Origin of the sequence: Pseudomonas sp. FP2254 (genome assembly GCF_030687695.1) — a bacterium.
In the GTDB taxonomy this organism is placed as follows: Bacteria; Pseudomonadota; Gammaproteobacteria; order Pseudomonadales; family Pseudomonadaceae; genus Aquipseudomonas; species Aquipseudomonas quebecensis.
The window spans coordinates 4,742,925-4,769,439 of the sequence record NZ_CP117444.1; the positions used below are offsets into that span (position 1 = coordinate 4,742,925).

24 protein-coding genes and 1 pseudogene are annotated in these 26,515 nt (G+C 57.1%); 15 read left to right on the forward strand and 10 right to left on the reverse strand.

The genetic code is table 11. The annotated features are described in order from the left end of the window. Window positions 1–26 precede the first annotated feature (26 nt). From PSH94_RS21815 to PSH94_RS21840, 6 genes are all read left to right on the forward strand, one after another. On the forward strand, window positions 27–875 hold the full coding sequence (locus PSH94_RS21815) for a hypothetical protein (protein ID WP_305435750.1): 849 nt from the start codon (window positions 27–29) through the stop codon (window positions 873–875). A gap of 498 nt (window positions 876–1,373) precedes the next feature. Further along, a complete protein-coding gene (locus PSH94_RS21820) occupies window positions 1,374–2,531 on the forward strand; it encodes a carbohydrate kinase family protein (protein WP_305435752.1) in 1,158 nt (385 codons plus the stop codon). 65 nt (window positions 2,532–2,596) lie between these two features. Continuing rightward, on the forward strand, window positions 2,597–3,979 hold the full coding sequence (locus PSH94_RS21825; RefSeq protein WP_122737529.1) for a TIR domain-containing protein: 1,383 nt from the start codon (window positions 2,597–2,599) through the stop codon (window positions 3,977–3,979). Next, complete coding sequence (locus PSH94_RS21830; protein ID WP_305435754.1) at window positions 3,976–4,674, forward strand: DNA lyase; 699 nt, start codon at window positions 3,976–3,978, stop codon at window positions 4,672–4,674. Before PSH94_RS21825 ends, PSH94_RS21830 begins: the two co-directional genes overlap by 4 nt. Then, the gene (locus PSH94_RS21835; protein WP_010427709.1) at window positions 4,671–5,273 is read left to right on the forward strand and encodes a 7-cyano-7-deazaguanine synthase; all 603 of its coding nucleotides are present in this window, start codon (window positions 4,671–4,673) and stop codon (window positions 5,271–5,273) included. The genes PSH94_RS21830 and PSH94_RS21835 overlap by 4 nt, the downstream gene beginning before the upstream one ends. Next, a complete protein-coding gene (locus tag PSH94_RS21840; RefSeq protein ID WP_305435756.1) occupies window positions 5,263–5,730 on the forward strand; it encodes a TIR domain-containing protein in 468 nt (155 codons plus the stop codon). Before PSH94_RS21835 ends, PSH94_RS21840 begins: the two co-directional genes overlap by 11 nt. A gap of 115 nt (window positions 5,731–5,845) precedes the next feature. On the opposite strand, the gene PSH94_RS21845 is transcribed toward PSH94_RS21840, so the two are convergent. From PSH94_RS21845 to PSH94_RS21855, 3 genes are all read right to left on the reverse strand, one after another. Next, window positions 5,846–6,709: a DUF4231 domain-containing protein gene (locus PSH94_RS21845; protein ID WP_305435758.1), complete on the reverse strand. Its 864-nt coding sequence runs from the start codon at window positions 6,707–6,709 to the stop codon at window positions 5,846–5,848. Further along, window positions 6,709–7,140: a TIR domain-containing protein gene (locus PSH94_RS21850; RefSeq protein ID WP_241150038.1), complete on the reverse strand. Its 432-nt coding sequence runs from the start codon at window positions 7,138–7,140 to the stop codon at window positions 6,709–6,711. The genes PSH94_RS21845 and PSH94_RS21850 overlap by 1 nt, the downstream gene beginning before the upstream one ends. A gap of 113 nt (window positions 7,141–7,253) precedes the next feature. After that, window positions 7,254–8,498 carry a tetratricopeptide repeat-containing protein gene (locus tag PSH94_RS21855; RefSeq protein ID WP_305435761.1) on the reverse strand — a complete coding sequence of 415 codons (1,245 nt, stop codon included), beginning with the start codon at window positions 8,496–8,498 and terminating at the stop codon, window positions 7,254–7,256. Window positions 8,499–9,276: 778 nt separating this feature from the next. Here PSH94_RS21855 and PSH94_RS21860 point away from each other — a divergent pair. From PSH94_RS21860 to PSH94_RS21870, 3 genes and pseudogenes are all read left to right on the forward strand, one after another. Then, a pseudogene (locus PSH94_RS21860) lies at window positions 9,277–9,542 on the forward strand (DUF6124 family protein). A 100-nt stretch (window positions 9,543–9,642) separates the two neighbouring features. Beyond that, window positions 9,643–10,674: a hypothetical protein gene (locus tag PSH94_RS21865; RefSeq protein WP_305435764.1), complete on the forward strand. Its 1,032-nt coding sequence runs from the start codon at window positions 9,643–9,645 to the stop codon at window positions 10,672–10,674. Window positions 10,675–10,788: 114 nt separating this feature from the next. Beyond that, entirely contained in the window at window positions 10,789–12,222 is a 1,434-nt protein-coding gene (locus PSH94_RS21870) for a glycosyltransferase family 39 protein (protein WP_305435765.1), read from the forward strand. Window positions 12,223–12,237: 15 nt separating this feature from the next. Here PSH94_RS21870 and PSH94_RS21875 read toward each other — a convergent pair whose 3' ends face one another. After that, entirely contained in the window at window positions 12,238–12,726 is a 489-nt protein-coding gene (locus tag PSH94_RS21875; protein WP_181080042.1) for a TIGR00645 family protein, read from the reverse strand. A 164-nt stretch (window positions 12,727–12,890) separates the two neighbouring features. Here PSH94_RS21875 and PSH94_RS21880 point away from each other — a divergent pair, with 164 nt between their 5' ends. Further along, the gene (locus PSH94_RS21880; protein WP_305435767.1) at window positions 12,891–14,714 is read left to right on the forward strand and encodes a hypothetical protein; all 1,824 of its coding nucleotides are present in this window, start codon (window positions 12,891–12,893) and stop codon (window positions 14,712–14,714) included. A 6-nt stretch (window positions 14,715–14,720) separates the two neighbouring features. Here PSH94_RS21880 and PSH94_RS21885 read toward each other — a convergent pair whose 3' ends face one another. Together PSH94_RS21885 and PSH94_RS21890 are read right to left on the reverse strand one after the other, a co-directional pair. Further along, window positions 14,721–15,038: a hypothetical protein gene (locus PSH94_RS21885; protein ID WP_181080063.1), complete on the reverse strand. Its 318-nt coding sequence runs from the start codon at window positions 15,036–15,038 to the stop codon at window positions 14,721–14,723. A gap of 374 nt (window positions 15,039–15,412) precedes the next feature. Further along, entirely contained in the window at window positions 15,413–17,854 is a 2,442-nt protein-coding gene (locus PSH94_RS21890; RefSeq protein ID WP_305435769.1) for a Lon protease family protein, read from the reverse strand. A gap of 266 nt (window positions 17,855–18,120) precedes the next feature. Here PSH94_RS21890 and PSH94_RS21895 point away from each other — a divergent pair, with 266 nt between their 5' ends. The 5 genes from PSH94_RS21895 (at window position 18,121) to PSH94_RS21915 (ending at window position 22,314) form a co-directional block, all read left to right on the forward strand. Continuing rightward, the gene (locus tag PSH94_RS21895) at window positions 18,121–18,609 is read left to right on the forward strand and encodes a DUF3015 domain-containing protein (protein ID WP_016973832.1); all 489 of its coding nucleotides are present in this window, start codon (window positions 18,121–18,123) and stop codon (window positions 18,607–18,609) included. 91 nt (window positions 18,610–18,700) lie between these two features. Then, window positions 18,701–20,554 (forward strand): DUF4105 domain-containing protein, encoded by a 1,854-nt coding sequence (locus tag PSH94_RS21900; RefSeq protein ID WP_253509471.1) that lies wholly within the window; start codon window positions 18,701–18,703, stop codon window positions 20,552–20,554. A gap of 394 nt (window positions 20,555–20,948) precedes the next feature. Beyond that, window positions 20,949–21,272 (forward strand): chorismate mutase, encoded by a 324-nt coding sequence (locus PSH94_RS21905; protein ID WP_305435772.1) that lies wholly within the window; start codon window positions 20,949–20,951, stop codon window positions 21,270–21,272. Window positions 21,273–21,390: 118 nt separating this feature from the next. Further along, window positions 21,391–21,747, forward strand: coding sequence for a hypothetical protein (locus tag PSH94_RS21910; protein WP_181080047.1), 357 nt, complete (start codon window positions 21,391–21,393; stop codon window positions 21,745–21,747). Between the two features lie 69 nt (window positions 21,748–21,816). After that, entirely contained in the window at window positions 21,817–22,314 is a 498-nt protein-coding gene (locus PSH94_RS21915; protein ID WP_266246847.1) for a GreA/GreB family elongation factor, read from the forward strand. On the opposite strand, the gene gdhA is transcribed toward PSH94_RS21915, so the two are convergent. From gdhA to PSH94_RS21935, 4 genes are all read right to left on the reverse strand, one after another. After that, window positions 22,311–23,648 (reverse strand): NADP-specific glutamate dehydrogenase, encoded by a 1,338-nt coding sequence (gene gdhA, locus PSH94_RS21920; RefSeq protein ID WP_305435774.1) that lies wholly within the window; start codon window positions 23,646–23,648, stop codon window positions 22,311–22,313. The two genes, PSH94_RS21915 and gdhA, sit on opposite strands and share 4 nt — an antisense overlap. A gap of 300 nt (window positions 23,649–23,948) precedes the next feature. Further along, the gene (gene ettA / locus PSH94_RS21925; RefSeq protein ID WP_305435776.1) at window positions 23,949–25,613 is read right to left on the reverse strand and encodes an energy-dependent translational throttle protein EttA; all 1,665 of its coding nucleotides are present in this window, start codon (window positions 25,611–25,613) and stop codon (window positions 23,949–23,951) included. Window positions 25,614–25,931: 318 nt separating this feature from the next. Beyond that, window positions 25,932–26,069, reverse strand: coding sequence for a hypothetical protein (locus PSH94_RS21930; RefSeq protein ID WP_181080051.1), 138 nt, complete (start codon window positions 26,067–26,069; stop codon window positions 25,932–25,934). 78 nt (window positions 26,070–26,147) lie between these two features. Next, complete coding sequence (locus PSH94_RS21935) at window positions 26,148–26,492, reverse strand: hypothetical protein (protein WP_305435778.1); 345 nt, start codon at window positions 26,490–26,492, stop codon at window positions 26,148–26,150. Window positions 26,493–26,515: the final 23 nt, after the last annotated feature.

Sequence of the window (26,515 nt, forward strand, 5' to 3'; positions counted from 1 at the left end):
CCAACACGCCAATAAAAGGATTTGAGATGTATAACTTCATCATGCGATACGGCCCTTGGACAGAAGGCCTTAACTCAATGAGATCCGAGCGGCTTTTTGAGTACACCGACGAGGTCATTCGAAACGCATTCACTACCGCTGCAGGACCAGACTTTTCAGCACTTCAAAATCAACCGGCATTGTTCGTTCAAGAAGATCAAGGACATGAGCCGCAATTTGCACATGTAGGCAGAGTTCTAAACCCGAGAATAGTTGGCAAAGATGTTGAATTCGAGGTCGTCTTTGAGCGAGGCACGCCGCCAATCCCACAAGCTGAAATTCATCGTCTGTCGCGCAACCTACATATCTCAACATCCGGGCGCGGACTGACAGAGTTCAATCGGGGTCATTGGGCATTAAAGGATGTAGACCTCTACCGGGTCATCCACACGGAACTGAGACAAGCAACCAGAGCTCCGACGGTCTTCAGGCTTCCAGCTCATCCCCAAGTAGATCCGCACCTGGTTTCGGTGATGATGCCTTTTGCTTCGGCATACACAACAGTATTCCATGCAATCCAAGGCGCCTGTCTGGGAGTCGGACTGGCATGCACCCGCGCCGATAACATTTGGGAAAATCCAGCGGTTATCGATGACGTGGCGAATCTCATTGATAGGTCATGTGTTGTAATTTTCGACTGTTCTGAAAAAAATGCTAACGTTTTCTATGAGCTTGGATTAGCACACGCTTGGGGCAAAGAAGTGATAATTCTGACCAACGATCCTGCGGATATCCCCTTCGATTTACGTCACATCCGATTCATCCGATATAGCAACGATCAACTCACGTTGCTGAGTACTGCACTTTCTGTTCGTCTGCGAGAGCTCACGCAGTAGCTACAGAAGGTTACAGATATTCACTCTCAGAGTAGGGCAGATTGACAGTCTGCCCGGCCATTTCTTGCACCGGAGTCATGCCAACACCTTTAACGACGCCTGGCACAACGCTAGTCGATCCGCCGCACCATGGGCACAGTCGGGCCGGGGCCGCCCAGATCGCCTCGCTGGTAGTCTCCAGATTTAATGCCCCGCTCCACAGCAAGAGCTGATGAAGTCGATAGCAGACCTAGACCATATTTGTCAGTTTGTAGTGACAGGTCGGACTATTCCGTCGCTTTTTTCCGAACCCACTCGAAAGCGCAAGCCTTCAACCCTCGATCAGCGGGCAGATGTTGAGTTAAGACAGGATTGATGGCATTTTGTCTTCGCGCCGATAATATCAACGTCCAAATGCCGACAGTATGTGTTTACGGGGAAATTCAGCGCCCAGACGAATTGGCAAGTGGATGGCGCGACTGCTGAAGTCCTTTCAGCACGCAGGCTAGGGGCAAAGGAATGCAAATTGCTGGTGGTCTTTACCGTGAGCTCTGCGACATGCCATTTTGGGACGCAACTTTCGGCTCCGGAGCCCGCGCGGCTGCCGCCGTCGCAGCCCATTGTTCAGATGTCGAACTGCACACGTATGCCTCACCGTCTGACCAACTGGCTCTCGCCGCTCTGCGTAATCAAGGCATACGTTTGAGCATCACCTCACGACCGTCGCCGATCGCCTTTGCCTATTTTCATCCGCTCTCTGTGCCTTACATACAACCCGCCCGCCCCCACATTGAGCGTCAACCTTCAGTCAACGTTTCAGGTGAAGCAGTGCTGCGTTTCGGCTTCCTTGAGGGGGACGCTGTCGTGAAAGCCAACCGTGCTGTCTACGACCCTCAGACATGGCGTAATCCCCAGACTTTTGCAGCCAATGGATCGACGGCCAACGAACTTGCAGTCGTGTTGAATGAGCTGGAGTTGCAGCACGCGACCGGAGTTGCCGAACAGGATAAAGCAGCCGCTGAGCTCATGAAGAAGCAAGGCGCTGCGATCGTGGTAGTTAAAGGTGGCACTCGCGGGGCAATAGTTTATGAGCGCTCGGGGCACTCCTCCCACATCCCGGCATATCGCTCTTCCAGGGTATTTAAGATAGGAACGGGTGACGTATTCAGCGCTATGTTCGCACTCCATTGGGCCCAAGAAGGCATTGAGGCTGCAAAAGCAGCTGACCTAGCCTCTCGCTCAGTCTCTCTATATTGCGAAACCCGAAACTTTGGGTTCGACCGAGCCCTGATGTCGCGACTGCTGCCAGTTTCCGGGTCGGCGGGTGGTTCAGTTTCCCTTGAGGGAGCGACTGAAACGCTAGGGCAACGTTTTGTAATGGAGGAAGCCCGATTCGCATTACGCGAGCTGGGGATGGACGTGCGTTGCCCCGAGCTTGAGTTCGGATCGAACAATACGAGCGCTAGCGCAATACTGGTTATTGATGATGGCTTGTCACTCGAATCTCTGGCTCGCATACAGGTTGCCAAGGCCACCGCCGTACCTCTCGTGACACTGCATGAACGTGCCGACACACCGACCTCCATAGCCGATAGCGACTGGATTACTGACGACTTCACTACGGCAATGTACTTGACTGCTTGGGCAGCTAAATCAAAAAAAATAGAAAAGCAGTAACGAACTTGAGGCATCACCCTCTGGGTCATGCAATGGAATGTAATTAGCCGAGACCTGATCGCCCCATGTCCGATGTATACATTATTTATGCACGAGAAAATCGTGAAACAGCCCAGAAGGTGTACGACCTTCTCGCCCGTCGTTGGAAGGTGTGGTGGGACGACCACATCGTCGGTGACTACAATCGCGCCATAAAAATAAACCTCGCGAAAACGAAGTGCATCGTCGCGCTTTATTCGGTTTATGCCGACAAGCCGGCTGTGACAGAGGAGCTGAGATTAGGGGAAAAGTACAATAAAATCATTATCCCCTTGGAGCTGGACGACAGTGACGCCCCCTACCCATACGGCCACTATAGCAGCATCGATTTTCGTCAGTGGAACGGTGAGGCTGAACATCCTGGCATGAAGCTTCTGCATACGAAAATTGGAACCGTCGTCGAAGGACGCGAGCAGGAGCGAATCCAGGTCTTAGCGGGTGGAAAGCTGCCAATTCCCAACATATTTATGTCTGTGTCCTCGCACGAAACCCAGTTTGATCCGGTTGATGCGCTGAAAGTGCTTAAAGCACATAGCACCTCCTCGATTCTCGTTTCAGCCTATGATCTCGTGAACTCGGCCAACCGCGTCCAGATGATCAGCCACATCAAATCCTACCGTGACAATGGAGGACTTGTGCTAATCGATTCGGGGAATTATGAGGCTCAGCGCTTGGAGGACGAGCATTGGAAGCCAAAAGACTTCCACAAGGCGTTGAAGGACACTCCGCATGACTGGGCCTTCAGTTTTGATGAAATGAACCCTAGCAGCGATCCACGAGAGGCGATTGAGCAAATCATCTCTGCTGTAAAACGGGATTCAAAATTCACTCCTTCTCCTGTATTTCCCATCATCCATGTAGATCAGGGCGAGGAAGGCTTAGCGAGGCTTCCCGAAATCGTCAGAGAAGTGTCCAAACAACTTCGCCCCCTGGTCATCGCACTTCCAGAGAGAGAGCTGGGCGCGGGTCTGGCAATGCGAGCTAAAACGATGAAAATGCTCCGAAAGGAGCTAGATTGCCTACCCTACTACCAACCGATCCATTTGTTGGGAACAGGGAACCCGTGGAGCATCGCAGTACTGGTGGCCGCCGGCGCCGATACATTCGACGGCCTCGAGTGGTGCCGATTTGCGGTGGATCCCGTCCAAGGCCGTCTGCACCACTTTCAGCATTTCGATTTCTTTCAAGATAAAGCTACCCGCACGCAATTCCTCGATCTGGTGGACGCTACACCTGAGATTGAATATGCGGGACGGGTCGCCCTTTATAATCTGGAGTATTATAAAGAGTTTGGCCGCGACATGCGTGACTTCATCTCGACAAACGACGCACGACTGTTTGCACTGGGCGTTATGAACGCCTTCACCTCAGAAGACCTGAAAAAGCTGTTCCCGGAGATTTTTACATGACCACCTATTCCCCTGAAGCGCTGTCGAGGGCCGTCTCTGCGGTCTGCCCAGACATTCGCTCGCGTATTGAGGTGGGCGTAGTCTCCAATGAACGCCACCTTTGGTGGGAGCTCTCATGCTGCATCCTGAGCAGTCAAGTCCCCTATTCCCTAGCGATGGCTGCCGCAGATGCAATCGATCAGCAAGGGCTGCTTCGTGACGGTGATCAGGACGTTGATCGCTTAAGCCTTTGTCTGTACGAACTCCTTCGTGAGCCGCTGGACGTCGATGGTATGAAGCGCAACTACCGATTTCCCAAGGCAAGAGCCGAACAGCTAGCAGCCACCCGAGCAGCTGTTAGCAACGCAGGAGGTTCGCTCAAGTCATTGATCAGTGGTGATGCCAATGATGCTCGTACCTGGCTGGTTGCTCATGCCAACGGTGTCGGGCCGAAACAGGCCAGTATGTTCCTGCGCAACTGCGGGGTGACCTACGACTTGGCGATACTGGATCGTCACGTGCTCAATTACATGTCTGCCCAAGGGATTTACTCGGGCGCACAGACATCAATATCTGGCTTGAATCAATACGGTAAGCACGAAAAAAAGCTTCGGGATCACGCGCGACAGCTGGATTGCTCCGTGGGCCTACTAGACTGGGCAATTTGGATCGTCATGCGAGTCGCAAATAGAAAGCAGGAGGCTGTTTTAGTATGAGCATCGTCACTCTCGTTTCCGGCGGGCTGGACTCCACACTGGTTGCAAAACTTGCGCAGGAGGAAGGGCTCCAAATTTTCCCTCTATTTGTCGATTATGGTCAGCGTGCACGCGATCGAGAACTGGCAGCTTGCCGGGTCGCGATGAAGACGCTGGGCCTTCCAGAGCCTGAAATTGCGAGTTTGGGCGGTTTTGGCAAATTGATACGTTCAGGCCTGACCGATACCTCATTACACATCATTGATGATGCATTCACGCCAGGGCGCAACATGCTTTTTCTGCTGACCGCTGCCGCTTATGCACATCAGAAAAACGCTGACGCTATTTCGATTGGGCTGTTGCACGAAAGCACCAGCTTGTTCCCTGATCAGACCTCTGGCTTTCTTGCCGAAGCGGAACGCATGATATCGCTATGCATGGGTAGAACAATAAAAGTGCTTGCACCGCTATCTGTTTTTACCAAACCAGATGTGGTGGCTTTGGCTGCAGAAAAGGGAATTTCAGGTACCTATTCTTGCCACATAGGTGACGAGGTACCTTGCGGAAATTGCATTTCTTGCAACGAGTTTAAATTCGAGGTGACCAGCGATGGGCGGTAGCAGCTCTGGAGGATGGAGTCGGCTGGGTGATGTGAGATCACTGGAGCAGAAGGCTAAAGAGGCGCTTCAAGAAGGTAAACGGAACGTGTTCATCAGCTTCGCTACAGAAGACATGAATGAGGTCAATTTGCTCAGGGCTCAAGCAAAAAATGAAAATAATGACCTTGAGTTCAATGACCACTCCGTTCGTGAGGCCTACAACAGTGAACAGGCGGAGTACATCAAACGCAAGATTGCGGAGCGGATCAACCGAGCGTCAGTGACGGTCGTTTTCATCTCGGACTCTACTGCCCAAAGCCAATGGGTGAAATGGGAAGTCGAAAAAAGCCTTGAATTAGGGAAGAAGGTTGTCGCTGTGCATTCAGGACAGCATTTAGGAGCTCCCCCACCGAAATGGGTATCGGATTACGGTATTAAAACAGTACCCTGGTCTAACCTGGCAGCAGAGCTAAAATAGCATCAGGCCAGCGAAACAAGGCATCGTCTTGTACAGACGAGCCTTGACCCGCTCACCAGATAAAGACCGTTGCCTTAAGCGGTAACCACCTTCCGCCCGGTCCCGGTAACTCGCTTCAGTTATCTTTACGCGCTACCCACTGCGTATGCTCGCGCGAAAACGCATTTTCTGCATCTCCAACGAATGACGATAAGGCACCATCAGACACTAAGTCATCGGCTTGCTCGCGAACGATGCCAATCTCATTGGCGGTAAGCGCGTAGGATGCGGAAAGCTCCGAGAAGCGCTTCGCCTGCATCCAAGTTAACAAGCTAGCCGCGATGGCGATCAATATGTCCGTTGGGAAATACTGATATTGCACGTTGGCAATCTTAATCAATGCACACAGCAGAGCGATTGCATTTATCAGCACTAATATTGCGAAAAATCTTGAAGATGCTCGCTTATTGAAAGTCGCTTTTTTCTCATACCAAGCCAACTGATCGTTGATCCGATGCTGGATATAGGTATTTCGCCGTTCATCGAAGGAGCCAGACCTCAACTGCACCATCATGTCAGAAATTTGTTTTTCCTTGAGATGAGTGATGAGCTTATCTGATATAGCCTTATTTTGTTTCACGACCTGTTTGAGCTTTTCGAGCAGCAGCTTCTTAGAGACGTCATCCGCCTCGTGAAAAGGCTCCGCCCGGGAGACATAGCGCCAGACTAGTGTCTTGATGGACTCGGCTACAGCGCGACCGGAGTACCACAGACGCTCCGGTCTGACCAAAGCAAGGTATACGGAGCTTGCCATAGCCCCTGCTAGGAGTACCGCCTGAACAACGGCTGAGATCCAATGTGGGTAATTGACCACTGATACCGCCGCGGCCAACACCAAGGACAGCAAATTGAAAACCAAAGCAGTGAAAAAGTGGGCCTGGGCATTGCCGGAAAGGGTGTCAGCCGCCTGATAAATACCCGGAAAATCTGATTCTTTCATCACTGGGCCTCATAACCAAGTTTTGTATACAGCGGGTCTCCATAGGACCAATCACCGTGATCCTGCTTCGTAAAGTTTTCCAGCGCGTGGGCGAGGATTCTGGCCCTGCAAGGTACGAAGACAGCCCCAATGTTTCGCATCACCGTAGGGCAAGAGTTGGGATTCATCTTGCGACTTCCGTCGAGATTAACGCCGATAATTCGGCACTCCTTCTCTAGGGCAACTTCGATTTCCCACTGAACATATTTAAATTTGTAACGAGTATCATCACCTATTAAAAGCGCAAATGTACCCGCCATATCTATACGCTCTCGGCATTTGCGCTTGATATAAGCTTCATCTTCAGATCTGACTGCAACTTCAAGCTGGCAGTCCGCAAAATTAAAATCAATGTGCTTATTTTTCTTCCATGCACACATAATATTGTACATATGAAGATCCGTACTGCTAAAGCTGACAAACGTCCTTGGCAACCCCATATTCCCCTTTCCCTTCTAAAAACGACTCAAAATTTCAGGCAACACCTGCAAGCAAAAGGCTATTTCTATACGCGAGTCAGTGTAGATAGTCTTTCAGGCTGGATCGCCATCAGCTCCTCTTTCCCCATGTAATAGGTGTCCAACTCCCATTGAGCAGCGGCCGCCCCTATAAACTTCTGCTCGTACGTCATCCCAGTTGCAGGTTCTTCGCAAGCAAAGTAGCAGTTTGCTAATGTTGCATATACCCAGCGCTTATCCGGCCTGTCAAAAAAATCAGGGGATGCTTCAACAGCTGACAGTGACTTTGTGATCGATCGACGAATCTTTTGAGCACTCATAAAGTCGTAGACTTTTTCTGTATGCTCGGCATGCTCTTGTGCTCGATACTCGAAGCACAGGGCAAAGTTCTCACCATTGTAATAGTCGCGCCTGACCTCAAAGCCCCTGCCGTAGAGTCGTATGGCGAGATCCAGCGCGGCCCTATCATTTTGAGATAACCAGAGTCGCTTATAGATGGCGCCGGCTATACCCAAGGTTTCCGGATCATTCGAGAGCTCAGGTTTAAGAGGCCCTAGCACAGCCAATCCAGCATGCAGCGCCGAAATCTCGTCTGGTAATTTTGATTTGTAGGTGCTTAGTGCAAGCTTTTGCAGGATGTCGGGCTCCTCAGGTTTCATTTCCCGCGCAGCCCTAAACTCTACGGCAGCGGCAACGTGATCGCTTTGCCGCATGAATTTTTCACCGGCATGCATATGATGCGATAACTTCTTCTGCGCCGCTTCCGCCTCATCAATCATCTCCTCGTACTGATCATCCGACATCCGCGGAGAAACGAGTTTAGGAAGGAAGGTGTAGACAGGACTATCGACAGCCCCCTTCATGGCGGCCTCAATAAGGTCTTCCAAGGCCTTCTTCGCCCTGATTACCTCGCGCCCCATAATGTCTTCACCAAAATGAGCGTATCGAAGAGTGCTGACATGGTTGAGATCAAAATGAAGCTTACCCTGGTCTTCATTCATGATGATCGTTGAGTTAGGGCGCAGGGCATGCCGAACACCAAGCTCATAAACTGCATTCACGTTTCCGGTAGAAATATCAGCAATAACGAGGTCTGCTCGCAGGAGCATCTCGTACATTTGGACGTCGATGATTCCCGACTGCGTGATTTCATCTGCTCTCACGCAACGCAGCCCTTTACTGATAACGGCAGGCTGAATGATAGTCTCGTAGGTGGCATTCAGATCCAGTGTGCGGCCACTTTCGTAATCCGTTTTCTTGCCAAATCCCATCACGACGAAGCAAACCTGCATTTGTGCAATTCCTTTTAACAACACAACGATCAAGGCGTGATGGATACAGAGTTGAGGGGACCTGGTTGGATTCCCACTCCTGGATCTATCCAGCGACATTCGAGGCAGGCCATATGATATCACGACCACAAGTGGTCCCAAGAATCTTCATAAACTCCTAGCTAGGGCTTTTCCAACGGTATGTTACTTGAGCGTCTCACAGCAGGCTTACTGGACAAGCACTGGTTATTTAGACGCCCGAGGGGCAGCGGTAGGTCGACTCTGATGAGCTTTGGGCAATGTACACTTCTGAATGTGTATTCCAATTAGTATTCCAAAAAAGAAACCAAACAATAAATAATTAATAAAATCAATTGGATACAACACCAGTTCAGATTACCCCGGCCCACCAACTCAAAACATCGACAAAACCCGCCCCGTGCGGGTTTTGTCGTTTTTACTCTCCGGAAACACCCACCTGGTCACTCCTCAGAAATTTCCTTCAACATGCAGCGCTCGTGATGAACTGGTGCAACAACTCCTACGCAGATAGCCTCCTTGCGTCGCTGCAAAATCAGCGACCGGGTTTAGCAGCTCGTTTAACATCAAGGCCTGCAAAGCCACCTACCGTTCGAGCGATGCTTCCAGCATCGACTGGTACGAATTATGGCGGCTGTGCGTGGGGCACCTCCGGGTGCGCCGGGTTCCTTGATTCCTGGTCTGCTAACCCGCGCACAGTCGCCACCCTTTTCGTTTAGCAGCGATTTCTGGCGACTCCATCAATCAAGGAGTTTGAACCATGAAAAAAATCACCCCCAACCCCCCAACCCCCCAACCCCCAACATCTTCACCATCGCCCCAAACATCCCCCCGGAAGCATTACTGGTCCAAGCCTGCGAAACCCTGGCCGCATTGAACGTCATGACCACCGACCTGGCGTTCGAGCTGGAAGGTGCGCAGCGTCAGAAGTTGTTGGCCAGTCAACAGTTGATCGTGCTGGGTGAGTTATTAATCGATCGCTTGCTGGACACCCTGTCATTCCCTCATGCGCAGGCACTGCCGTAGTGAGCGCAACGGGCGGGCCGCAAGGCTTGCCCGGCTGGTATCCGGGTACGGTCCCGATTAACCTGTCGGCCTTTATCAGACATCCGGAAGTCAGATACCCGTGCTCAAGCCTCTCGCTGTGTTCGCCCTCGCCTGTATGCCATTGCTCACCTGCGCTGCCGACCTGGCGGGCGTCTGGAAGGGGACGCTGGGCAAGTCCGCCATCACGGCCTGCTTCAACGGCGCCGGCGGGGAGCATGGCAGTTATTACTACCAGCGCATCCTCACGCCCATCCAACTGACCCAGGCAAGTGCCAATGCGCCGTGGGTGGAAGAAGGCAATACCGGGTTGTGGACGCTGGGCGGCTTGCAGGGCAATACGCTGGCAGGCGCGTGGAGCAAAACGAAGGGCGGCACACCGCTGCCGATTACCCTGCAACGCGTGGGCACGCCAGGCGACGGTTGTGGCAGCGATGCGTATAACGCTGCATTGGAAGCGGCGCCGCTGCCGGTCAAGGTGGAGAAGAAAGCCTTCGGCGAGCACCGTTATCAGCTCAAGACGCAAGGCGCGCGCGTCACGCTGCAACTCGAAGGCGAAGGCCCGGCGGTGCAGAAGATCAATCGGCAACTCGCCGCGCTGGCCGTTAACGACGATGACCAGGCTGACTTCCTGCGCGAGCGGCGTGAGTATCTGGGGCGAAACGGTTCGGCCTATACCAGTGAAATCGTGGTTGAGCCGACCTATTGGTCGTCGCAGTGGATAACGGTCAGGTTCTATCGCTGGGCCGCCGGTACAGGCGCCAGGGGCATCAGTTGGGGGTTGCATTCGTTTAATCTGCAGACCGGCGAAGGCGTCGACCCGTGGACATGGCTGGGAGCGCGCCAGCAATGGCATGACGCCTATTCCGGCGAGGTGACGCTGCCCGCCACGTTCAGCCATTGGCTGGTCAAGCAAACCAGTACCGACGAGGGCTGTCCGGCGATCACCGACTATTCCCGGTTCGACCTGAGCTTTAACACCCAGGGCCTGCAACTTTCGACACCGGCCAACGGCGACGGCTGCGACAACGAGCTGTCGTTTACCTGGGAGCAATTGGCACCGGTCCTGACGCCTCAAGGCAAAGCCGCGCTGCCCAGCTTGCAGGCACCCTGAACACCTATAGAGAAATCCGACGGTCGTTCACGAAATGTTCAGAAACCCCGACCGATACTAGCCGGATGCCAAGGCCGTTCCCCCGAACGGCCCACTGCCCGGTACCCACACCCCATGACGCGTCCCGCCCCTCTGCTGCTCCTGCTCGCTGGTCTGTTGTTTTTCTTTGCCCTGGGTAACCACGAACTGCAAGGCTCAACCGAAGCCCGCGTCGCCGGGATCGCCATGGCCATGCACTTGGACAATGATTGGGTGGTGCCGCAGCTGTTTCGCGAGCCCTTCCTGGAAAAGCCGCCCCTGAGCCTTTGGTTGGACGCCGGGGCGATTCGACTGTTCGGCGCCAGCCCCTGGGCGGTACGCCTGGCCTCGGCGTTTGCCGGATTGTTCAGCGTGATGCTGCTGTACGCGATGCTGCGCAGATTCGGGCGCCCGCAGACCTTGGCCTTCAGCGCGGCGTTGATCCTGGCGACCATGGCCAGTTATTGGAGCAACGTGCGCGGCGTGGGCGAGGACTCACTGCTCACCCTCGGTGTGACCACTGCCCTGCTGGCGTTCTACCAGGCGGTGCGACCCGACCGTCAGGGTTCGGCAACCGGCGCCTGGGCGCTGTTCACCGCCGGGATGGTGATCGCCACCTTGAGCAAAGGCGTGCTGGGCCTAGCGATGCCCGGCGTGGTGATTTTCGTCTACCTGGCCAGCAGCACCCTGCTGGACAAACGCCTGCGCCTTGGGGATTGGCTTAAACCGGCGGCGTTTACCCTGTTGGCCCTGATTCCTCTGCTGATCTGGCTGATGTTCCTGTTCCAGCGCGGCGGCCTGCAGGCGGTGGGCGAGGTTCTGTGGACCAACAGCGTGGGGCGCTTCAGCGGCGAATTCGTCGAGGCCGGGCATTACGAGCCGTTCTATTACTACCTGCTGAAACTGCCCGAAGCATTTTTACCGTGGAACATCCTGGTGTACCTGGGGCTATGGCATTTGCGCAAAAGCCTGGCGCGTAATCGCTACCACTTGTTTTTCAGTGTCTGGCTGGTGGCACAGTTCACCTTGCTGACATTGGCCTCAAGCAAACGCACGGTGTACCTGATGGCCCTGACGCCCGCCGCCGCGGTCCTGGCCGCTGAGTATGCGCGGGTGCTGCTGGCGTGGCTCCAGGCGCACAAGCCGGCGTTGTACAAGCACCATAAGCGCGTGATCGGCAGCGTGTTCGCCGTGGCGGTGGCCTGCTATCTGACGGCAGCGTTCTGGTTTGCGCCCAAGGCCGACGTGCGCCATTCGTTCGTGCCCTTGATCAGTCAGATCCAGGCGCTGCAGGCCGAAGGCAGGGATGTGGTGTTGTTTCAACCCAACGAACGCATCGCCGGAGCCGGCGTGTTCTACATGCAGGGCTATTTGAAGATCCTGCAAACCGAAGCGCAACTGCACAGCTACCTCGCCGCCAGGCCCGGCAACGTTGCGCTGCTGGACCATACCGACCGGCTGAGCACACAGGTCAAGGTGATCAAGGAGATGGCCGTCAACCGCCAGCCCTACTACTTCATCGAACAGTAAGGCCGGCGCGTGGTATCAATGCTTGGTGAGTTTGTCCAGATAACCCATGGCAAAAGCCGAGACCACGAAGGTCATGTGGATGATCACGTACCACATCAGGTGCTGGGGATCGACGTTCTTGGCGTCCATGAAGATGCGCAGCAAGTGGATGGAGGAAATCGCCACGATGGACGCCGCCACTTTCATCTTCAGCGACGAAGAGTCCATGGTGCCCAGCCAGTTAAGCTTTTCCTTGTTGTCATCGATATCCAGCTGCGAGACGAAGTTCTCGTAGCCGGAGATCATCACCATCACCAGCAGGCCGCCGACCAGGGCCATGTCGATCAATGACAGCAGCAGCAGGATCACTTCGGCTTCCAACATGCTGAAGATGTTGGGAATGACGTGGATGATTTCCTGGAAGAATTTCAACGCCAGGATCAATAACCCCAGGGACAATCCCAGGTAGATCGGCGCCAGCAACCAGCGCGAGGCGTACATCGCATTTTCGATAAAGCGTTCCATTGGATCTCACACAGCGTGGTTAGAAATGGCGGCGAGTATACCAGCCGCCACCAAAGCGCTGTAACCGCGAGAAAACTGACCTGAGCGGCTTCTGTAAGAGAATTTTTCTGCTAGTGTCGAGCCCATCAACTCGGCTCGATGACGTCGGACAGGAAGACTCTCAGATGATGGATGTGCGAACCCCTTTGGCCGGTATCGGCTTATGTGCGGCGCTGCTGCTGGCGGGCGGTTGCTCGCCTGGTGATGAAAAAAAACAAGCCACGCTCGAAGAGAAGACCGCGCAGTTCGAACAATCCCTCGACCGCATCCAGGACCCCAAGCTGCGCGACGCCATCGCCGACCTCGGCGGTTCCCTGCTGTTGCTCGAGCGCGCGCAGATCAAGCTCGCCAGCAAGCCCATCGAGCCCGAGTACGGCGAAGACAGCCTGGCTCTGCTCAAGCATTACCCCACGCCCCAGGCACTGGTGGACACTTACATCAATGGCCTGTTCGTGCTGCGCAAGACCTCTCACTCCGATTACCTGACGGATCTGCAGCCGGTCTTTCCGTTCAACTTCAACCAGCCCGATCAATTCCCGTTTCCCCACAGCCTGGAATGGCAGTCCGTGACGCTCAGCAACCATAAGGTCATCCCGTTCCAACCGGAGTGGTCGGAAACCGACCCGGGCATCCAGCTGAGTCCCAGCAGTTCCAACCTGACCAACCCCGATGATCTGACGGTGACCTACCCGTTCATCGACGGCATCGAGACCGAAAACAAAAGCCAGCCGCAGCCGGTCAGCCTCAAGGGCACAGTGGAAGTCATCGCGCCGGGCAATGTGCTGACGTTCGACCTGGCGAAAAAGGACGTGGGCCACCCGCGCACCGAGGGCGCGATCAGCGTTAACCTGCTGCGCCTGGAGAAGAACTACGCCGAAATCGAACTGACCAACCGTGCGCCCCTCGCCCCCCAAGTGGGCGATGAATCCCCCAACCCGCTGCTTGTGCAGGCGCGCGACAGCACCGGGCAGTTTCTCACCCGTGCGGGCGCCATCAATGAGAGTGCAGCCCAGGTGGCGTTCTATCAGAAACAACTGGCCGAGATGCAGAAGCAGAACGCCTGGTCCGATGCATTCGAGCAACAGCTCAACGACGAGCGAAAAGCCTTCGAGCACCAGCAGAGCACCCATTACGCCAAGGTTTATTTCAATGGCCTGGTCGACACCCTGCAGGTCAACGTGCTGGACTTTTCCCAGGCGTCGATCACACGCAAGGACCTGGACCTGCCCGTGCAGCGCTTCGACAGAAACAGCCTGGAAAAAACCGTGCAGGCCCTGCCCATGCCGGTCACGGTGTATGAGGACGGCGCCGCGGCCTGGCTCAAAGACGCCACGCTGACCGAAGAGCAACTCAAAAACAGCGTCACGATCAGCCAGTCCGTCGAAGACGCCAGCGCCGCGACCATCGTGTTCGACCATCCCTTCACCTTCAACGATGATCTGGTGGGCGCCGAGCGCAACAGCGGGGAGTCGCCGGTGACCTTCTTTACCGCCGATGACAAGGGCGAGCGCGGCGAGCCCATCGAATTGCCGACCGAGGCGTATGAGCTGAACCCGGCGCGCGGCACCCTCACCTACGATCTCACACTGTTTCCGGAAACCCCGGCCTTTGTGGTGGGCTCGATTCCGCTGTTCCTGGCGACCATCGAAAAGAACCAGATTGACGCAACGACCCTGCCCAAGGGCCTGTCGCTCAAGGACAACGCGCTGATCGTCGATCAGAAAGCCTTTCCGGCCGACAGTTGGCGCTTCTACGCCAAGGACGCCAGCGGCAATTACCTCAAGGAAATCCTGGGCGTCAGCCACCGCGCCGCGGAATACGGCACGGCGCTGTTTGATGTGCATTATTTTTACGGCCGGCCGACCGTTCTGGAAAGCTATCAGCGCACCGACCTGAGCACCGTGCAATACGGGTTCGAGGTCAAACTGGACAAGCCCGAAAACAAATAAGCCTGGCTACAGCGCGAGCTGTTCGTGGCTGCGGTTAAGCGATCGCAGATGAGCCTGCAGGTGCAGGCACCAGATCGGCGGGTCCTCGGCATGCTTGTAGCCTTGCCCTGTCAGATTTTCGACGATCGAGTCGAGCAGTTTGGCGGCTTCCACGGGACCGCGAAAAGGTCCCTGGGATTTGACGGCTGAAGGTTGCTCACCGCTCATTCCGGCGGCGAATAAGACCGTCCACAGGCCGTCATCCCCCGCGAGAGGGCGAATGACGCATTCGATACGGGTAGCCAGGCCGAAGTACTGGCGGGTAAGACAGAGGTTGCGCGGCATGGCGGCGACCCTCGGTAGATCGGTGTTCAACCCCGGCGCGTGGGCGAGGCTGTCTCTATCCAGCGACTCCTGCAGATATCCCTAATCCTCAGAATAGAAGAAAACCACGACAAACCAAGGCCGTAGAGACCAACGGTGCAAGCCCCTCCGGGCGCCAGTCAAATTATTGTCATTTCTGCCAACCTTGCGTTGGCCGAACAGGCCCGCGCGAGGCCAGCTCGCTCACCACAAGGACGAGGAGTGGCGTCAGCATTTCAGCGTCATTTACTTTTAGAAGAAGAGCCGATCACTCCGGCTCTGTGACAACACACCAACCCATGTGGTGAGCGGTCTTGCCCCGCGCGAGGCCAGTTCGCTCACCGCCTATGGGCCGGTTATGAAGCGGGCTTGGCTTCGGCCAGTGCCTGCTGTGCCAATTCCTTCTCGGCTTCTTTGAGATCGTCCTCGCTGATCATCTCGGCGATCGCGCGCAACCGCTCGACCACACGGGCGTTGACGGTGCCTTCCGGGAATTGCCCTTCGGCATCCGGCTCACCGGCATCCTCGCCCACCAGCAGGCTCAAGGCTTCGTCGGCCTGGCGCACTGCGTAGATGTGGAACTGCCCGGCGCGTACGGCCTGCAGCACTTTCTCATCAAGCATCAGCGTGGCGACGTTGGCCTGGGGGATGATTGCCCCCTGCTCGCCGGTCAGCCCGCGGGCCTCGCAGAGACGGAAAAACCCTTCGATCTTCTCGTTGACCCCGCCGACCGCCTGCACTTCACCAAACTGGTTGATGGAACCGGTAATGGCAAAACACTGCTTGAGTGGGGTTTTCGACAGGGCCGAAATCAACGTACACGCCTCACCCAGGGATGCACTGTCACCGTCCACGTAGCCGTAGGACTGTTCCAAAGCGATGCTGGCCGAAATCGCCAGCGGAAATTCCTGGGCATAGCGGCTGCCCAGGTAACCCGTGAGGATCATCACGCCCTTGGAGTGGATCGGCTGGCCGAGGTTGACCTCGCGCTCGATGTCGACAATCCCGCTGCCGCCCGGGTACACCGTGGCGGAAATCCGCGCCGGCACGCCGAACGCCGAGTCGCCCACTTCCAGCACCGTCAGCCCGTTGCACTTGCCGACCGCCGCACCGGCGGTGTCGATCAGGATTACCCCGGCGAGCATATCGTCGAGAATCCGCGCCGATACCCGCCCGGTGCGCGTGGCCTTGGCCTTGAGCGCGCGTTCGATATGGCCGGCGTCAGTCATCTTGTCGCCCGCCAGATGGCGAATGAAATCCGCCTCGCTGACCAGTTGGAAGAGATCACCAATGCGCGCCGACAAGCGCCCCTGATGCTCCGCCAGCCGCGCGCTGTAAGTAGCCAGGCGCGCCACGGCGTCCGACGTCAGCGGCGCCATGCCTTCTTCCGAGGTGCGGGTTTTGAGCAACTGCGCGAACTGCTCCAGGCTTTCGTCCACCATCGGGATGTCTTCGTCGAAGTCCACCAGCACCCGGAACATTTCCTGGAAGTCCGGATCGGCGTCCTGCAAGGCGTAGTACAACTGACGCGAACCGATGATGATGACCTTGACCTGCAGCGGGATCATCTGCGGGTTGAGGGTCACAGTTGCGAGGCGACCCAGTTCGCCCAGGGGCGATTCCATTTTCAGCTTGCGCGACTGCAGGGAACGCTTGAGCGCGTCCCACACGAACGGCTCGCTGAGCATTTTTTCCGCTTCAAGGATCAGGAATCCGCCATTGGCACGGTGCAACGCCCCGGCGCGCAGTTGCCGATAGGTGGTGTAGAGCGCGCCCTGGTCGGTGCTGTATTCGATACGGCCGAACAGATTGTCGTAGGTCGGGTGCGGTTCGAACACCACCGGCGCGCCGCCGTTGACCGGATGGCCCACCACCAGGCTCGGGCAATATTGCTCTTCCAGTAGCTTGCGGGCCTGGGCGTCGGTCTTGGCATCATCCACCAGTTGCTCGACCACGGTCTTGAGCAGGTACACCTGCATGGCTTGCAGGTAACCGCAGACGGCCGCGTTTTCCGCGTATTTTTCCGACAACGGCGCCAGCAAGGGCTGCAGGGCCAGGGTGATGGTTTCTTCGTTGAATTGGCGCAGCTGGTTATTCGACTCGCGCTTCCATTGCGGCAGGCTGGCCAGTTCTTCGTTGAGGCGCTCTTCCAGCTCGGAAATATCGGTATGAAAGCGCTCGCGCTCGGCCTCGGGCAGCTGCGAGAACTCGGCCTCGTCCAGCGCCTTGCCATCGAGCATGGGAGTGAAGGCGATGTTGGAGCTGTCGCGGTACAGCGCCACGTCCTTTTCCAGCGCCAGGCGTTCGATGACATCCAGCGCCTTGTCGTAGCGCTGGTTGAAGGCGCGGTCGATGGCGCTCTTGCGCTGCTGGTAGGTGGGGTGTTCGAACACCGCGGGGAATGTGGCCACCAGGTTGTCGATCAGCGCATTGATATCGGTGATGAACGCTGCGGCGCCACCGGCGGGCAACTCAAGGGCGCGCGGCTCGCGCGGCTCATCGAAATTATTGACGTAGACCCAGTCCGACGGGGTCTGCAGGCGCTTGCCCTCGGCCTTCAGGTAGCGTTTGACGAACGAAAAGCGACCGGTACCCGGCTCGCCCATGACAAATACGTTGTAACCGGGGCGTGGCATGGCCACACCGAACTGCAAGGCTTCAACCGCGCGTTCCTGGCCAAGCACACCGCGAAAGGGCTCCAAATCATTGGTGGTCGAGAAGCTGAACTGTTCAGCGGAGAAAGGACGAGTCAGCGCATCAGGCGCTAGACGCAGGCTGGCAGCAACAGGATCAGGCATCGGGCTTCCTTACATCAGGCGGGGCAGATAACGGCATTCTGGCTCCCCCTTGCGCGCTCTGGCAAGGCAGGTCTCTGGGAAAGCTTAGACGCGGGACGCGACCGGCAAATATTTCATCAAATCGCCAACGGTTTTATAAAAACACACGGAACCCTTCGAACGTGCCTAAACTCCAAACTGCGCGGGTTGGACTAATAACCGATCCCTGGGGCGCTATGAAGTGCCTGAACCCTTGTCCATTGGTTGCACACAAAGAGAACAAAGCTATGAAACGGATCCTTCTCGGTACTCTCTTCACCGTCGTCTCCCTCAATGCAATGGCAGAAGCGCCAGGTGGCCCGAACTGCGGTTGGGGCAACATGTTGTTCGAAGGCCAGCGCGGTACTCCGGCTCACTTCCTGGCTTCCACCACCAACGGCACCTCCGGTAATGCCACCTTCGGCATGACCTCGGGTACCAACGGTTGCAGCACCAATAGCGCGCTGACCTACGGCGGCAAGTCCTGGATTGCCATGAATGGCATGATGAACGAGCTGTCCGAAGACATGGCCAAGGGTAATGGCGAAGCACTGACCACCTACGCCGTGGTACTGGGCGTTGCCCCTGAAGATCGCGAGCACTTCGCTGCCGTGACCCACGAGCACTTCCAGCAGATCTTCAGCAAGGCTGACGTGACCGCTGACGACGTGCACAACAACACCCTCGCTGTACTGAAAAGCGATGCCCGTCTGGCGAAATACGCGACCCAGGCTTAAGCTCGACCGGCCCGCGCCTCTCCAGGCGCGGGTTTTATTTTTGGGCCCGCCTCCCCTTTGGGTCTTTCTATTTCCGACTTAAGTTGCCTCTATGCTCAAACGAATTGCCTGCCTGGCACTCTTCGCCTGCGCCCCGCTGTATGCGGCCCCGCACCTTGATGATCAGCGTTTGCAGCAATTGGCCAACGATCCGTTCTGGCTTTCCCTGGGCCATTACGAAGCCGGCAAGCTCAAAGGCTGGCGCAGTTATGTCAGCGATAAGAAATTCTTCCTCGCGGCCGATGGCGCTCACCATCCGGACGCGGAACTCAAGGCTACCGTCGACGCACTCTATGCGCCCGCCAACCTGGGTGAAAAACACGCCCAATGCGTTTACCCCGCACGTACCCGCTGGCTCAAGGATCAGTTGCACCTGACCGACCTGCCCGCCGTGGACTGCGCCGAATTCAAGCAATGGTTCAAGGACGTCGCGCCCCACAGCGCGGTGATGATCTTCCCGGCGGCCTACCTCAACAGCCCATCGTCGATGTTCGGCCACACCTTGCTGCGCATCGACCAGGCCGACGTGCAGAGCAACAACACCGCGCTGCTCAGCTACGCGATCAACTTCGGCGCGTATATCGAGGGCTCGGACAACAGCATCCTCTACGCCTGGAAAGGCCTGATGGGTGGCTACCCCGGCCTGTTCGCGCTGGTGCCCTACCAGGAAAAACTCTCCGAGTACCGTAGCCTGGAGAACCGTGACTTGTGGGAATACCGCCTCAACCTTACCCAGGTCGAGACCGAGCGCATGGTCGAGCATGTGTGGGAACTCAAGCAGATCCAGTTCGATTACTTCTTCTTCGACGAAAACTGCTCCTATCGCCTGCTGGAGCTGCTGCAAGTCGCCCGCCCCGGCCTGCGTTTGACCGAACAGTTCCCGCTGACCGCCATCCCCACCGATACCGTCAAAGCGGTGAAAGAGGCCGGTCTGGTGGAAAAAATCGACTATCGCCCGTCCCGCGAGCGCGAATTGCTTGAACGCGCCAAACCCCTGGACGGCGACGAGCAGCAATGGGTGCTCAAGATCAGCGACGACCAGAAACAATTGCAGCAAGCGGCCTTCAAAGCCCTGCCCCGCGAGCGCCAGGCCCTGATTATCGACGCTGCCTACCGCCTGGGCCGCTACCGCGCCAACGGCCTGGAGCGCGACACCGCCCGCTCCCAGCGCAGCTTCGAACTGCTGCGCGCGATCAACCAGAACCCCGCGCCCGACCTCAAGATCCAGCCGCCCGGCCTGCCGGAAGACGGCCATGAATCACGTACCTGGCAAGCCGGCATCGGCACCCGTGGCGACAAGGCCTTCGGCGAATACGGCCTGCGCATGGCTTACCACGACCTCAACGACAACGCCGAAGGCTTCCCCCTAGGCGCGCAGATCGAAATCCTGCAAATGAAACTGCGCCAGTACGAAGGCAATCACTGGCAACTGCAACAACTGGACCTGGCCACCATCCGCTCCTTGACTCCACGCAACGCGTTACTGCAACCCTGGTCGTGGCAAGTCACCGGTGGCCTGGAGCGCGTACCGGGCAAACACGACGACGAAACCCTGGTCGCCCACGTCAATGGCGGCGCCGGCAGCACCTGGCAACTGCGCGACGACATGCTCGGCTTTGCCCTTGGCACCGTGCGGGTGGAGCATAACAACGACTTCAGCGAAGCCATCTCCCCCGCTGCGGGCTTCAACACCGGCGTGCTGTGGAAAAACCCGCTGGGCAACCTGAGCCTGGAAGCCAAGGGTGACTTCTTCACCAATGGCGAAGTACGGCGCAGCCTCAGCCTCAACCAGCAATGGGAACTGTCGCGCAACCTGGGCCTGCGCCTGAGCGCCCAGCGCGAATACAGCCATTTATCTTCGCCGGTCAATGAAGTGATGCTGGAAGTGAAGTGGTATCACTACTGACCAACGCCTGCCGGAAAACGAACATGTGGTAGGGGGTATGCCCCCGATGGCGGCGGTTCAGTCCAGTATCGAGTGGCTGACACACCTCTATCGGGGCATGGGTCTCTACACAACTTTTCCGATCCTGAAAAAACTCCCTGTGGCGAGCGGGCTTGTCCCGCGTTGGGCTGCGTAGCAGCCCCGGTAAAGAAGAACGCGGTGTATCAGACACTCTGTAGAGGCTGGTTTTGGGACTGCTACGCAGCCCAACGCGGGACAAGCCCGCTCGCCACAACAGCTCTATCTGCCGGGCGTTTAGCGTTAAGCCAAAGCTGTGTAGATACCTATGCCATCAGGGGGCAAGTCCCCTCCCACATTTGCTAGCATTGCCTGCACAATCAGGAGTTCACTCGACATGGCCGTCATCTGTACCACCCTTGAAGAAGTGCGAACCAACATCGACCACCTCGACCAGCAAATCGTCACCCTGCTGGCCGAGCGCGGCCGGTACGTCTCCCAGGCTGCCCACTTCAAGAAAGATGCCGATGGCGTCAAGGCACCGCAACGGGTCGAACAAGTGATCGCTAAAGTGCGCAATCTGGCGCAGGCGGCGGGAGCCAATCCGCAAGTCACCGAGCAGGTGTACCGCGCCATGATTGCAGCGTTTATCCAACAGGAACTGGCTGACCATGCGGCGCTGACCACTCAACGGGCGGCCTGCCCCCCTGAAGTCAGCTGAGCACAGGTTTGGCGTCAACCGTAAAGCCCAACACATTTCTCACACCCGCTTCACATCCGTCCGACGAATCCCCTTCTAGACTTTCCCTATCAGCCGTAAAACGGCCAGGGAGTACGCCATGTGGCGCTATGCGGTCATGTTGTATGCGGTACTGGGGTTGGCGGGTTGTCAGACCACCCATCAGGAATTATTGGCCAAGGGTTATCCGCCGGCGTTCGCCGATGGCTTTGACGATGGCTGCAGCAGCGGTCGCCAGGCGGCTGGGGTGATCAGCGGGGAGTTTCGCAAGAACGTGCCGCGCTATCTGAAGCAGCGCGAATATGCCGAAGGCTGGGAGGACGGTTTTCGCCAGTGCAAGGCGATGCGGGAGAACGAAGAACTGCGCGATTACAAAGAGCGCCATTGGGATGAGCGCGAACGTGAGTGGCAGCAGGAGAAGGATCGCGATGCGGCTCGGGCCTATCGCGCCCAATAGGTCGCTTTCAGACATCCAGCGAAACTAAAGCGCGGCGAACATGGCCCAAGCTCCATAGAGGAGATCATGATGAGCCGTGCTTTTGTTAATGAAGATAACGCCGCCGCCCAGGCCGATCAGCCGGTGGAGCGTCAAGTCAGTGAGCAACCCAACCGCCTGACCGCGCAAGGTCTGGCGCAGTTGCACGCCAAAGTCGCTCAGTTGCAGCAGGAACATGGCGCTGAATCAGCCAAGGGCGAGCAGGCCGATAAACAGCGCCAGGCCGACCTTGAGCGGGATTTGCGCTATTTCAACCAGCGGGTGCAAAGCGCCCAGGTAGTGGCGCCTGCCACGTCCACCGACCAGGTACAGATCGGCAGTTGGGTCACCTTCGCCAACGAGCACGACGAACAGCAGCGCATCCAACTGGTGGGTGAAGACCAGGCCGACGCCAACGCCGGTTTGATCAACTGGGGTTCACCCCTCGGCCGCGCATTACTCGGTGCACGCATCGGTGACGAGGTGTTGTGGAAGCGCCCCGTCGGCGATCAGTTGATCGAAGTGCTGCACATCGACGCCGAGGTTTAGACGATGCCTTGGGCCAGCATCGCGTCGGCGACTTTCACGAAGCCGGCGATGTTCGCGCCTTTGACGTAGTTAACCCGGCCGTGTTCTTCGCCATAGTGCACGCACGCGTGGTGGATCGACTGCATGATCGCGTGCAGCTTGCTGTCCACTTCCCCGGCGGTCCATAGCAGGCGCATGGCGTTCTGCGACATTTCCAGGCCGCTCACCGCCACACCGCCGGCATTGGATGCTTTGCCGGGTGCGAACAGAACCCCTGCCTCGATAAAGATATCCACAGCCTCCAGCGTGGTCGGCATATTGGCGCCTTCAGCCACGCAGATGCAGCCATTGCCCAACAACGTGCGGGCCGCGTCGGCGTCCAGCTCGTTCTGGGTGGCGCAGGGCAAGGCGATGTCGCAGGCCAGCGCCCACGGCGTTTGCCCTTTGCGGAACTCCAGGCCAAAGCGCTCGGCCAGTTCGCTGATACGGCCACGTTGCACGTTTTTCAGTTCCAGCAGCGCCGACCATTGTTCTTCGGTCAGGCCACTCTCGGCGTACAGGGTGCCTTCGGAGTCAGACAAGGAAATCACCTTGCCGCCCAGGTCCATGACCTTACGCGCCGCGTATTGCGCCACATTGCCGGACCCGGATACCGCGACGCGCTTGCCTTCCACGCGCAGGCCGTCGCGCTTGAGCATCTCTTCGGCAAAGTACACACAGCCAAAACCGGTGGCTTCCGGGCGGATCAGGCTACCGCCGTAGGCCATACCCTTGCCGGTGAACACCGAGGTGAACTGATTGCTCAGCCGTTTGTACTGGCCGAACAGGAAGCCGATCTCACGGGCACCCACGCCGATATCACCGGCCGGCACGTCGACATCCGCACCGATATGCCGGTACAGCTCGCTCATGAACGCCTGGCAGAACCGCATCACTTCTGCGTCGCTCTTGCCCTTGGGATCGAAGTCCGAACCACCCTTGCCGCCGCCCATGGGCAGCGAGGTCAGGGAATTCTTGAAGGTCTGCTCAAAGGCGAGGAATTTCAAAACCCCCAGGTTGACCGACGGATGGAAGCGCAGGCCGCCTTTGTACGGGCCGATCGCGCTGTTCATCTGGATGCGGAATCCGCGATTGACCTGGACCTTGCCTTGGTCATCCACCCACGAAACCCTGAACGTAATCGCACGCTCGGGCTCGCACATGCGCTCCAGAATGCCCGAGGTCAGATAGTGCGGATTGGCTTCAAGAAACGGCCACAGGCTGCGCAGGACTTCTTCTACTGCCTGGTGAAATTCCGGCTGGTCGGGGTCACGTTTCTTAAGGCGAGCGAGGAAGGATTCGACGGATTCGATCATGAAGAGTCTCGGCAAATTGATTGTTTTTAAAATGAGATTGGGCCGGACTTTAACAATTCATGTCGCACCGCGACAGGGCAAAATGTCGCCTTTGTGAATTTAAATGGTGCAATGGATATAAATAAATCAGGGAAATGGGCGTTTTATGCACTTAAAGAGGGATTGCCAAGCTGGGGTGTGCACTGTCAGAGGAAGCGCTATCGGGGGCGAGCCCCCTCCCACAGTTGAATGATGTGGGGCAGGGAAAATGTGCAAAAAAAACGGTGCCCGAGGGCACCGCTTTTTTCAACCCGGCCCGAATCAGGCCAGTTTTTTGTGGCGTACGCGGTGCGGCTGGGCAGCAGCATCGCCCAGGCGCTTCTTGCGATCGGCTTCGTACTCGGTGTAGTTGCCTTCGAAGAACACCGCTTGGGAGTCATCTTCGTATGCCAGGATGTGCGTCGCGACGCGGTCAAGGAACCACCGGTCGTGAGAGATCACAATGGCGGCGCCAGGGAAGTCCAGCAGGGCTTCTTCCAGGGAACGCAGGGTTTCGACGTCGAGGTCGTTGGACGGTTCGTCGAGCAGCAGCACGTTGCCGCCCTCTTTCAAGGTCAGGGCCAGGTGCAAGCGGCCGCGCTCACCACCGGACAGGTCCTTGACGAACTTCTGCTGGTCGCCGCCCTTGAAGTTGAAACGGCCGACATAGGTGCGCGACGGGATTTCATAGTTACCGATGCGGATCTGGTCGGAACCGTCGGAAATCTGCTGGAACACGGTCTTGCTGCCGTCCAGGTCCTCACGGCTCTGGTCAACACAGGCCAGCTGCACGGTTTCACCGATTTCAATGCTGCCCGAATCCGGAGTTTCCTTGCCCATCAGCATGCGGAACAGCGTGGATTTACCCGCACCGTTACCACCAATTACGCCGACGATCGCGCCTTTTGGCATGGAGAACGACAGGTTGTCGATCAACACGCGGTCGCCGTAGCCCTTAGTTACGTTCTTGAATTCGATGACCTTGTCACCCAGGCGCGGACCGGCCGGGATGTAGATCTCGTTGGTTTCGCTGCGCTTCTGGAATTCCTGCGACTGCATTTCTTCAAAGCGTTGCAGACGCGCCTTGGATTTGGACTGACGGGCCTTGGCGCCTTTGCGCACCCACTCCAGTTCTTCCTTCATGGCTTTTTCGTGAGCCGATTGCTGCTTGGACTCGGCGGCCAGACGGTCGGACTTGGCTTCCAGCCAACCGGAGTAGTTACCCTCGTAAGGGATACCGGCGCCACGGTCGAGCTCGAGGATCCAGCCGGCCACGTTGTCGAGGAAGTAACGGTCGTGCGTGATCGCAACCACGGTGCCCGGGAAATCGTGAAGGAAATGTTCCAGCCAGGCGACGGAATCGGCGTCCAAGTGGTTGGTCGGTTCGTCGAGCAACAACATGTCGGGGGCCGACAGCAGCAGGCGGCACAGGGCCACACGACGCTTTTCACCACCGGAGAGGTGCTCGACCTTGGCGTCCCACGCCGGCAGGCGCAGCGCATCGGCGGCAACTTCCAGCTGGCGCTCCAGATTGTGCCCGTCGCCGGCCTGCAGGATGGCCTCAAGCTTGGCCTGTTCGGCGGCGAGCTTGTCGAAGTCGGCATCCGGTTCGGCGTAGGCGGCGTACACCTCGTCCAGACGCGCCTGGGCGTCTTTGATCACGCTGACGGCCTCTTCGACCACTTCGCGCACGGTCTTGGTCGGATCCAGAATCGGCTCCTGCGGCAGGTAACCGATGTTCAGCTCCGGCATCGGGCGCGCTTCGCCTTCGAATTCGGTGTCGACGCCGGCCATGATTTTCAGCAGGGTGGATTTACCCGAACCGTTGAGGCCCAGCACGCCGATCTTGGCGCCGGGGAAGAAGGACAACGAAATGTTTTTCAGGATTTCCCGCTTCGGTGGGACGATTTTGCCCAGCCGATGCATGGTGAAGACGTATTGAGCCAAAATGGAGCCCTCTGATGAACTGTGTAAACAAAGGCCGGTATTCTACGTCAAGATGAACCTGTGCACAGATGCAGAACGCCGACCGGTGTCACACAGCCGGCATCAGAACAACCTGATGGCCAGCACGTTCAGGTCCAGCGTACTGTGCAAAAGCATCACCAGCAGGATCGCCGAGGTGCACAGCGCCTGGCCCAGTACCCCGCGATGGATCTGCCGCGCTGCCGGTGGGCCGAACGGCCTCCTCGGCCAGTCGGTCGCACAGCGAAACGATCAGCGCGGAGGCTTCAATCAGTTTAAGGGTGGTGGGAAATCCTTGGATTAATCGAAGCCCAGGTACAGCACGATAAGGTCGACCTGGCTGTGCACCATGCCGGCGTGCAGGGTCTGCGGCGCAATCCATACGGCCATGCCAGGCTTGAGCAACCAGCGCTGGTCCTCCGTGTGGCCGTGGAGCATGCCTTTTTTACCAACACGAATTGACCGACGGGGTGCCTGTGGGGCTCGCCCTCGTCGTCAATCCTGCTCAACTGCCTTTCAATCACCAGCGCTGAATAGTGTGTTCCATCGTAATGCATGCCTACCCCAGTCAGTCTTCTCGGAATCCACCCGCGCCAGACGCTTGCCGCACACCGTCGCGCCGGCTACCCAGCCCAGGGCGGCGAGCATGATCAGGGCGCCGCTCGACAACGCACCACTGGCCAGGTTGCGACGTGCCACCAGCCAGTCGGAAGCGGGCGTCATATCGGCCCCGTAACGGCGCTGATAAATGTCGCGGATATAAGCTACTGTTTCTGGTGCACCCTGCTCGCTTCTTCTAATTATTTCGAACCGTGCATGATCATTTTCATCTTGGCTTGAAGTGTGCAGAAAACTATTCATGACGTATCCCTGTGAACGGCATT

What these genes read in the sequence shown, in the direction of transcription:
- PSH94_RS21890 (WP_305435769.1), bottom strand. Translation starts at nt 17,854, where the DNA reads ATGCCTGATCCTGTTGCTGCCAGCCTGCGTCTAGCGCCTGATGCGCTG.
- PSH94_RS21880 (WP_305435767.1), top strand. Translation starts at nt 12,891, where the DNA reads ATGATGGATGTGCGAACCCCTTTGGCCGGTATCGGCTTATGTGCGGCG.
- PSH94_RS21875 (WP_181080042.1), bottom strand. Translation starts at nt 12,726, where the DNA reads ATGGAACGCTTTATCGAAAATGCGATGTACGCCTCGCGCTGGTTGCTG.
- PSH94_RS21835 (WP_010427709.1), top strand. Translation starts at nt 4,671, where the DNA reads ATGAGCATCGTCACTCTCGTTTCCGGCGGGCTGGACTCCACACTGGTT.
- PSH94_RS21905 (WP_305435772.1), top strand. Translation starts at nt 20,949, where the DNA reads ATGGCCGTCATCTGTACCACCCTTGAAGAAGTGCGAACCAACATCGAC.
- PSH94_RS21935 (WP_305435778.1), bottom strand. Translation starts at nt 26,492, where the DNA reads ATGAATAGTTTTCTGCACACTTCAAGCCAAGATGAAAATGATCATGCA.
- PSH94_RS21825 (WP_122737529.1), top strand. Translation starts at nt 2,597, where the DNA reads ATGTCCGATGTATACATTATTTATGCACGAGAAAATCGTGAAACAGCC.
- PSH94_RS21840 (WP_305435756.1), top strand. Translation starts at nt 5,263, where the DNA reads ATGGGCGGTAGCAGCTCTGGAGGATGGAGTCGGCTGGGTGATGTGAGA.
- PSH94_RS21885 (WP_181080063.1), bottom strand. Translation starts at nt 15,038, where the DNA reads ATGCCGCGCAACCTCTGTCTTACCCGCCAGTACTTCGGCCTGGCTACC.
- PSH94_RS21870 (WP_305435765.1), top strand. Translation starts at nt 10,789, where the DNA reads ATGACGCGTCCCGCCCCTCTGCTGCTCCTGCTCGCTGGTCTGTTGTTT.
- PSH94_RS21845 (WP_305435758.1), bottom strand. Translation starts at nt 6,709, where the DNA reads ATGAAAGAATCAGATTTTCCGGGTATTTATCAGGCGGCTGACACCCTT.
- PSH94_RS21895 (WP_016973832.1), top strand. Translation starts at nt 18,121, where the DNA reads ATGAAACGGATCCTTCTCGGTACTCTCTTCACCGTCGTCTCCCTCAAT.
- PSH94_RS21850 (WP_241150038.1), bottom strand. Translation starts at nt 7,140, where the DNA reads ATGTACAATATTATGTGTGCATGGAAGAAAAATAAGCACATTGATTTT.
- PSH94_RS21855 (WP_305435761.1), bottom strand. Translation starts at nt 8,498, where the DNA reads ATGCAGGTTTGCTTCGTCGTGATGGGATTTGGCAAGAAAACGGATTAC.
- gdhA (WP_305435774.1), bottom strand. Translation starts at nt 23,648, where the DNA reads ATGATCGAATCCGTCGAATCCTTCCTCGCTCGCCTTAAGAAACGTGAC.
- PSH94_RS21930 (WP_181080051.1), bottom strand. Translation starts at nt 26,069, where the DNA reads ATGCTCCACGGCCACACGGAGGACCAGCGCTGGTTGCTCAAGCCTGGC.
- PSH94_RS21815 (WP_305435750.1), top strand. Translation starts at nt 27, where the DNA reads ATGTATAACTTCATCATGCGATACGGCCCTTGGACAGAAGGCCTTAAC.
- PSH94_RS21820 (WP_305435752.1), top strand. Translation starts at nt 1,374, where the DNA reads ATGCAAATTGCTGGTGGTCTTTACCGTGAGCTCTGCGACATGCCATTT.
- PSH94_RS21915 (WP_266246847.1), top strand. Translation starts at nt 21,817, where the DNA reads ATGAGCCGTGCTTTTGTTAATGAAGATAACGCCGCCGCCCAGGCCGAT.
- PSH94_RS21830 (WP_305435754.1), top strand. Translation starts at nt 3,976, where the DNA reads ATGACCACCTATTCCCCTGAAGCGCTGTCGAGGGCCGTCTCTGCGGTC.
- PSH94_RS21910 (WP_181080047.1), top strand. Translation starts at nt 21,391, where the DNA reads ATGTGGCGCTATGCGGTCATGTTGTATGCGGTACTGGGGTTGGCGGGT.
- PSH94_RS21900 (WP_253509471.1), top strand. Translation starts at nt 18,701, where the DNA reads ATGCTCAAACGAATTGCCTGCCTGGCACTCTTCGCCTGCGCCCCGCTG.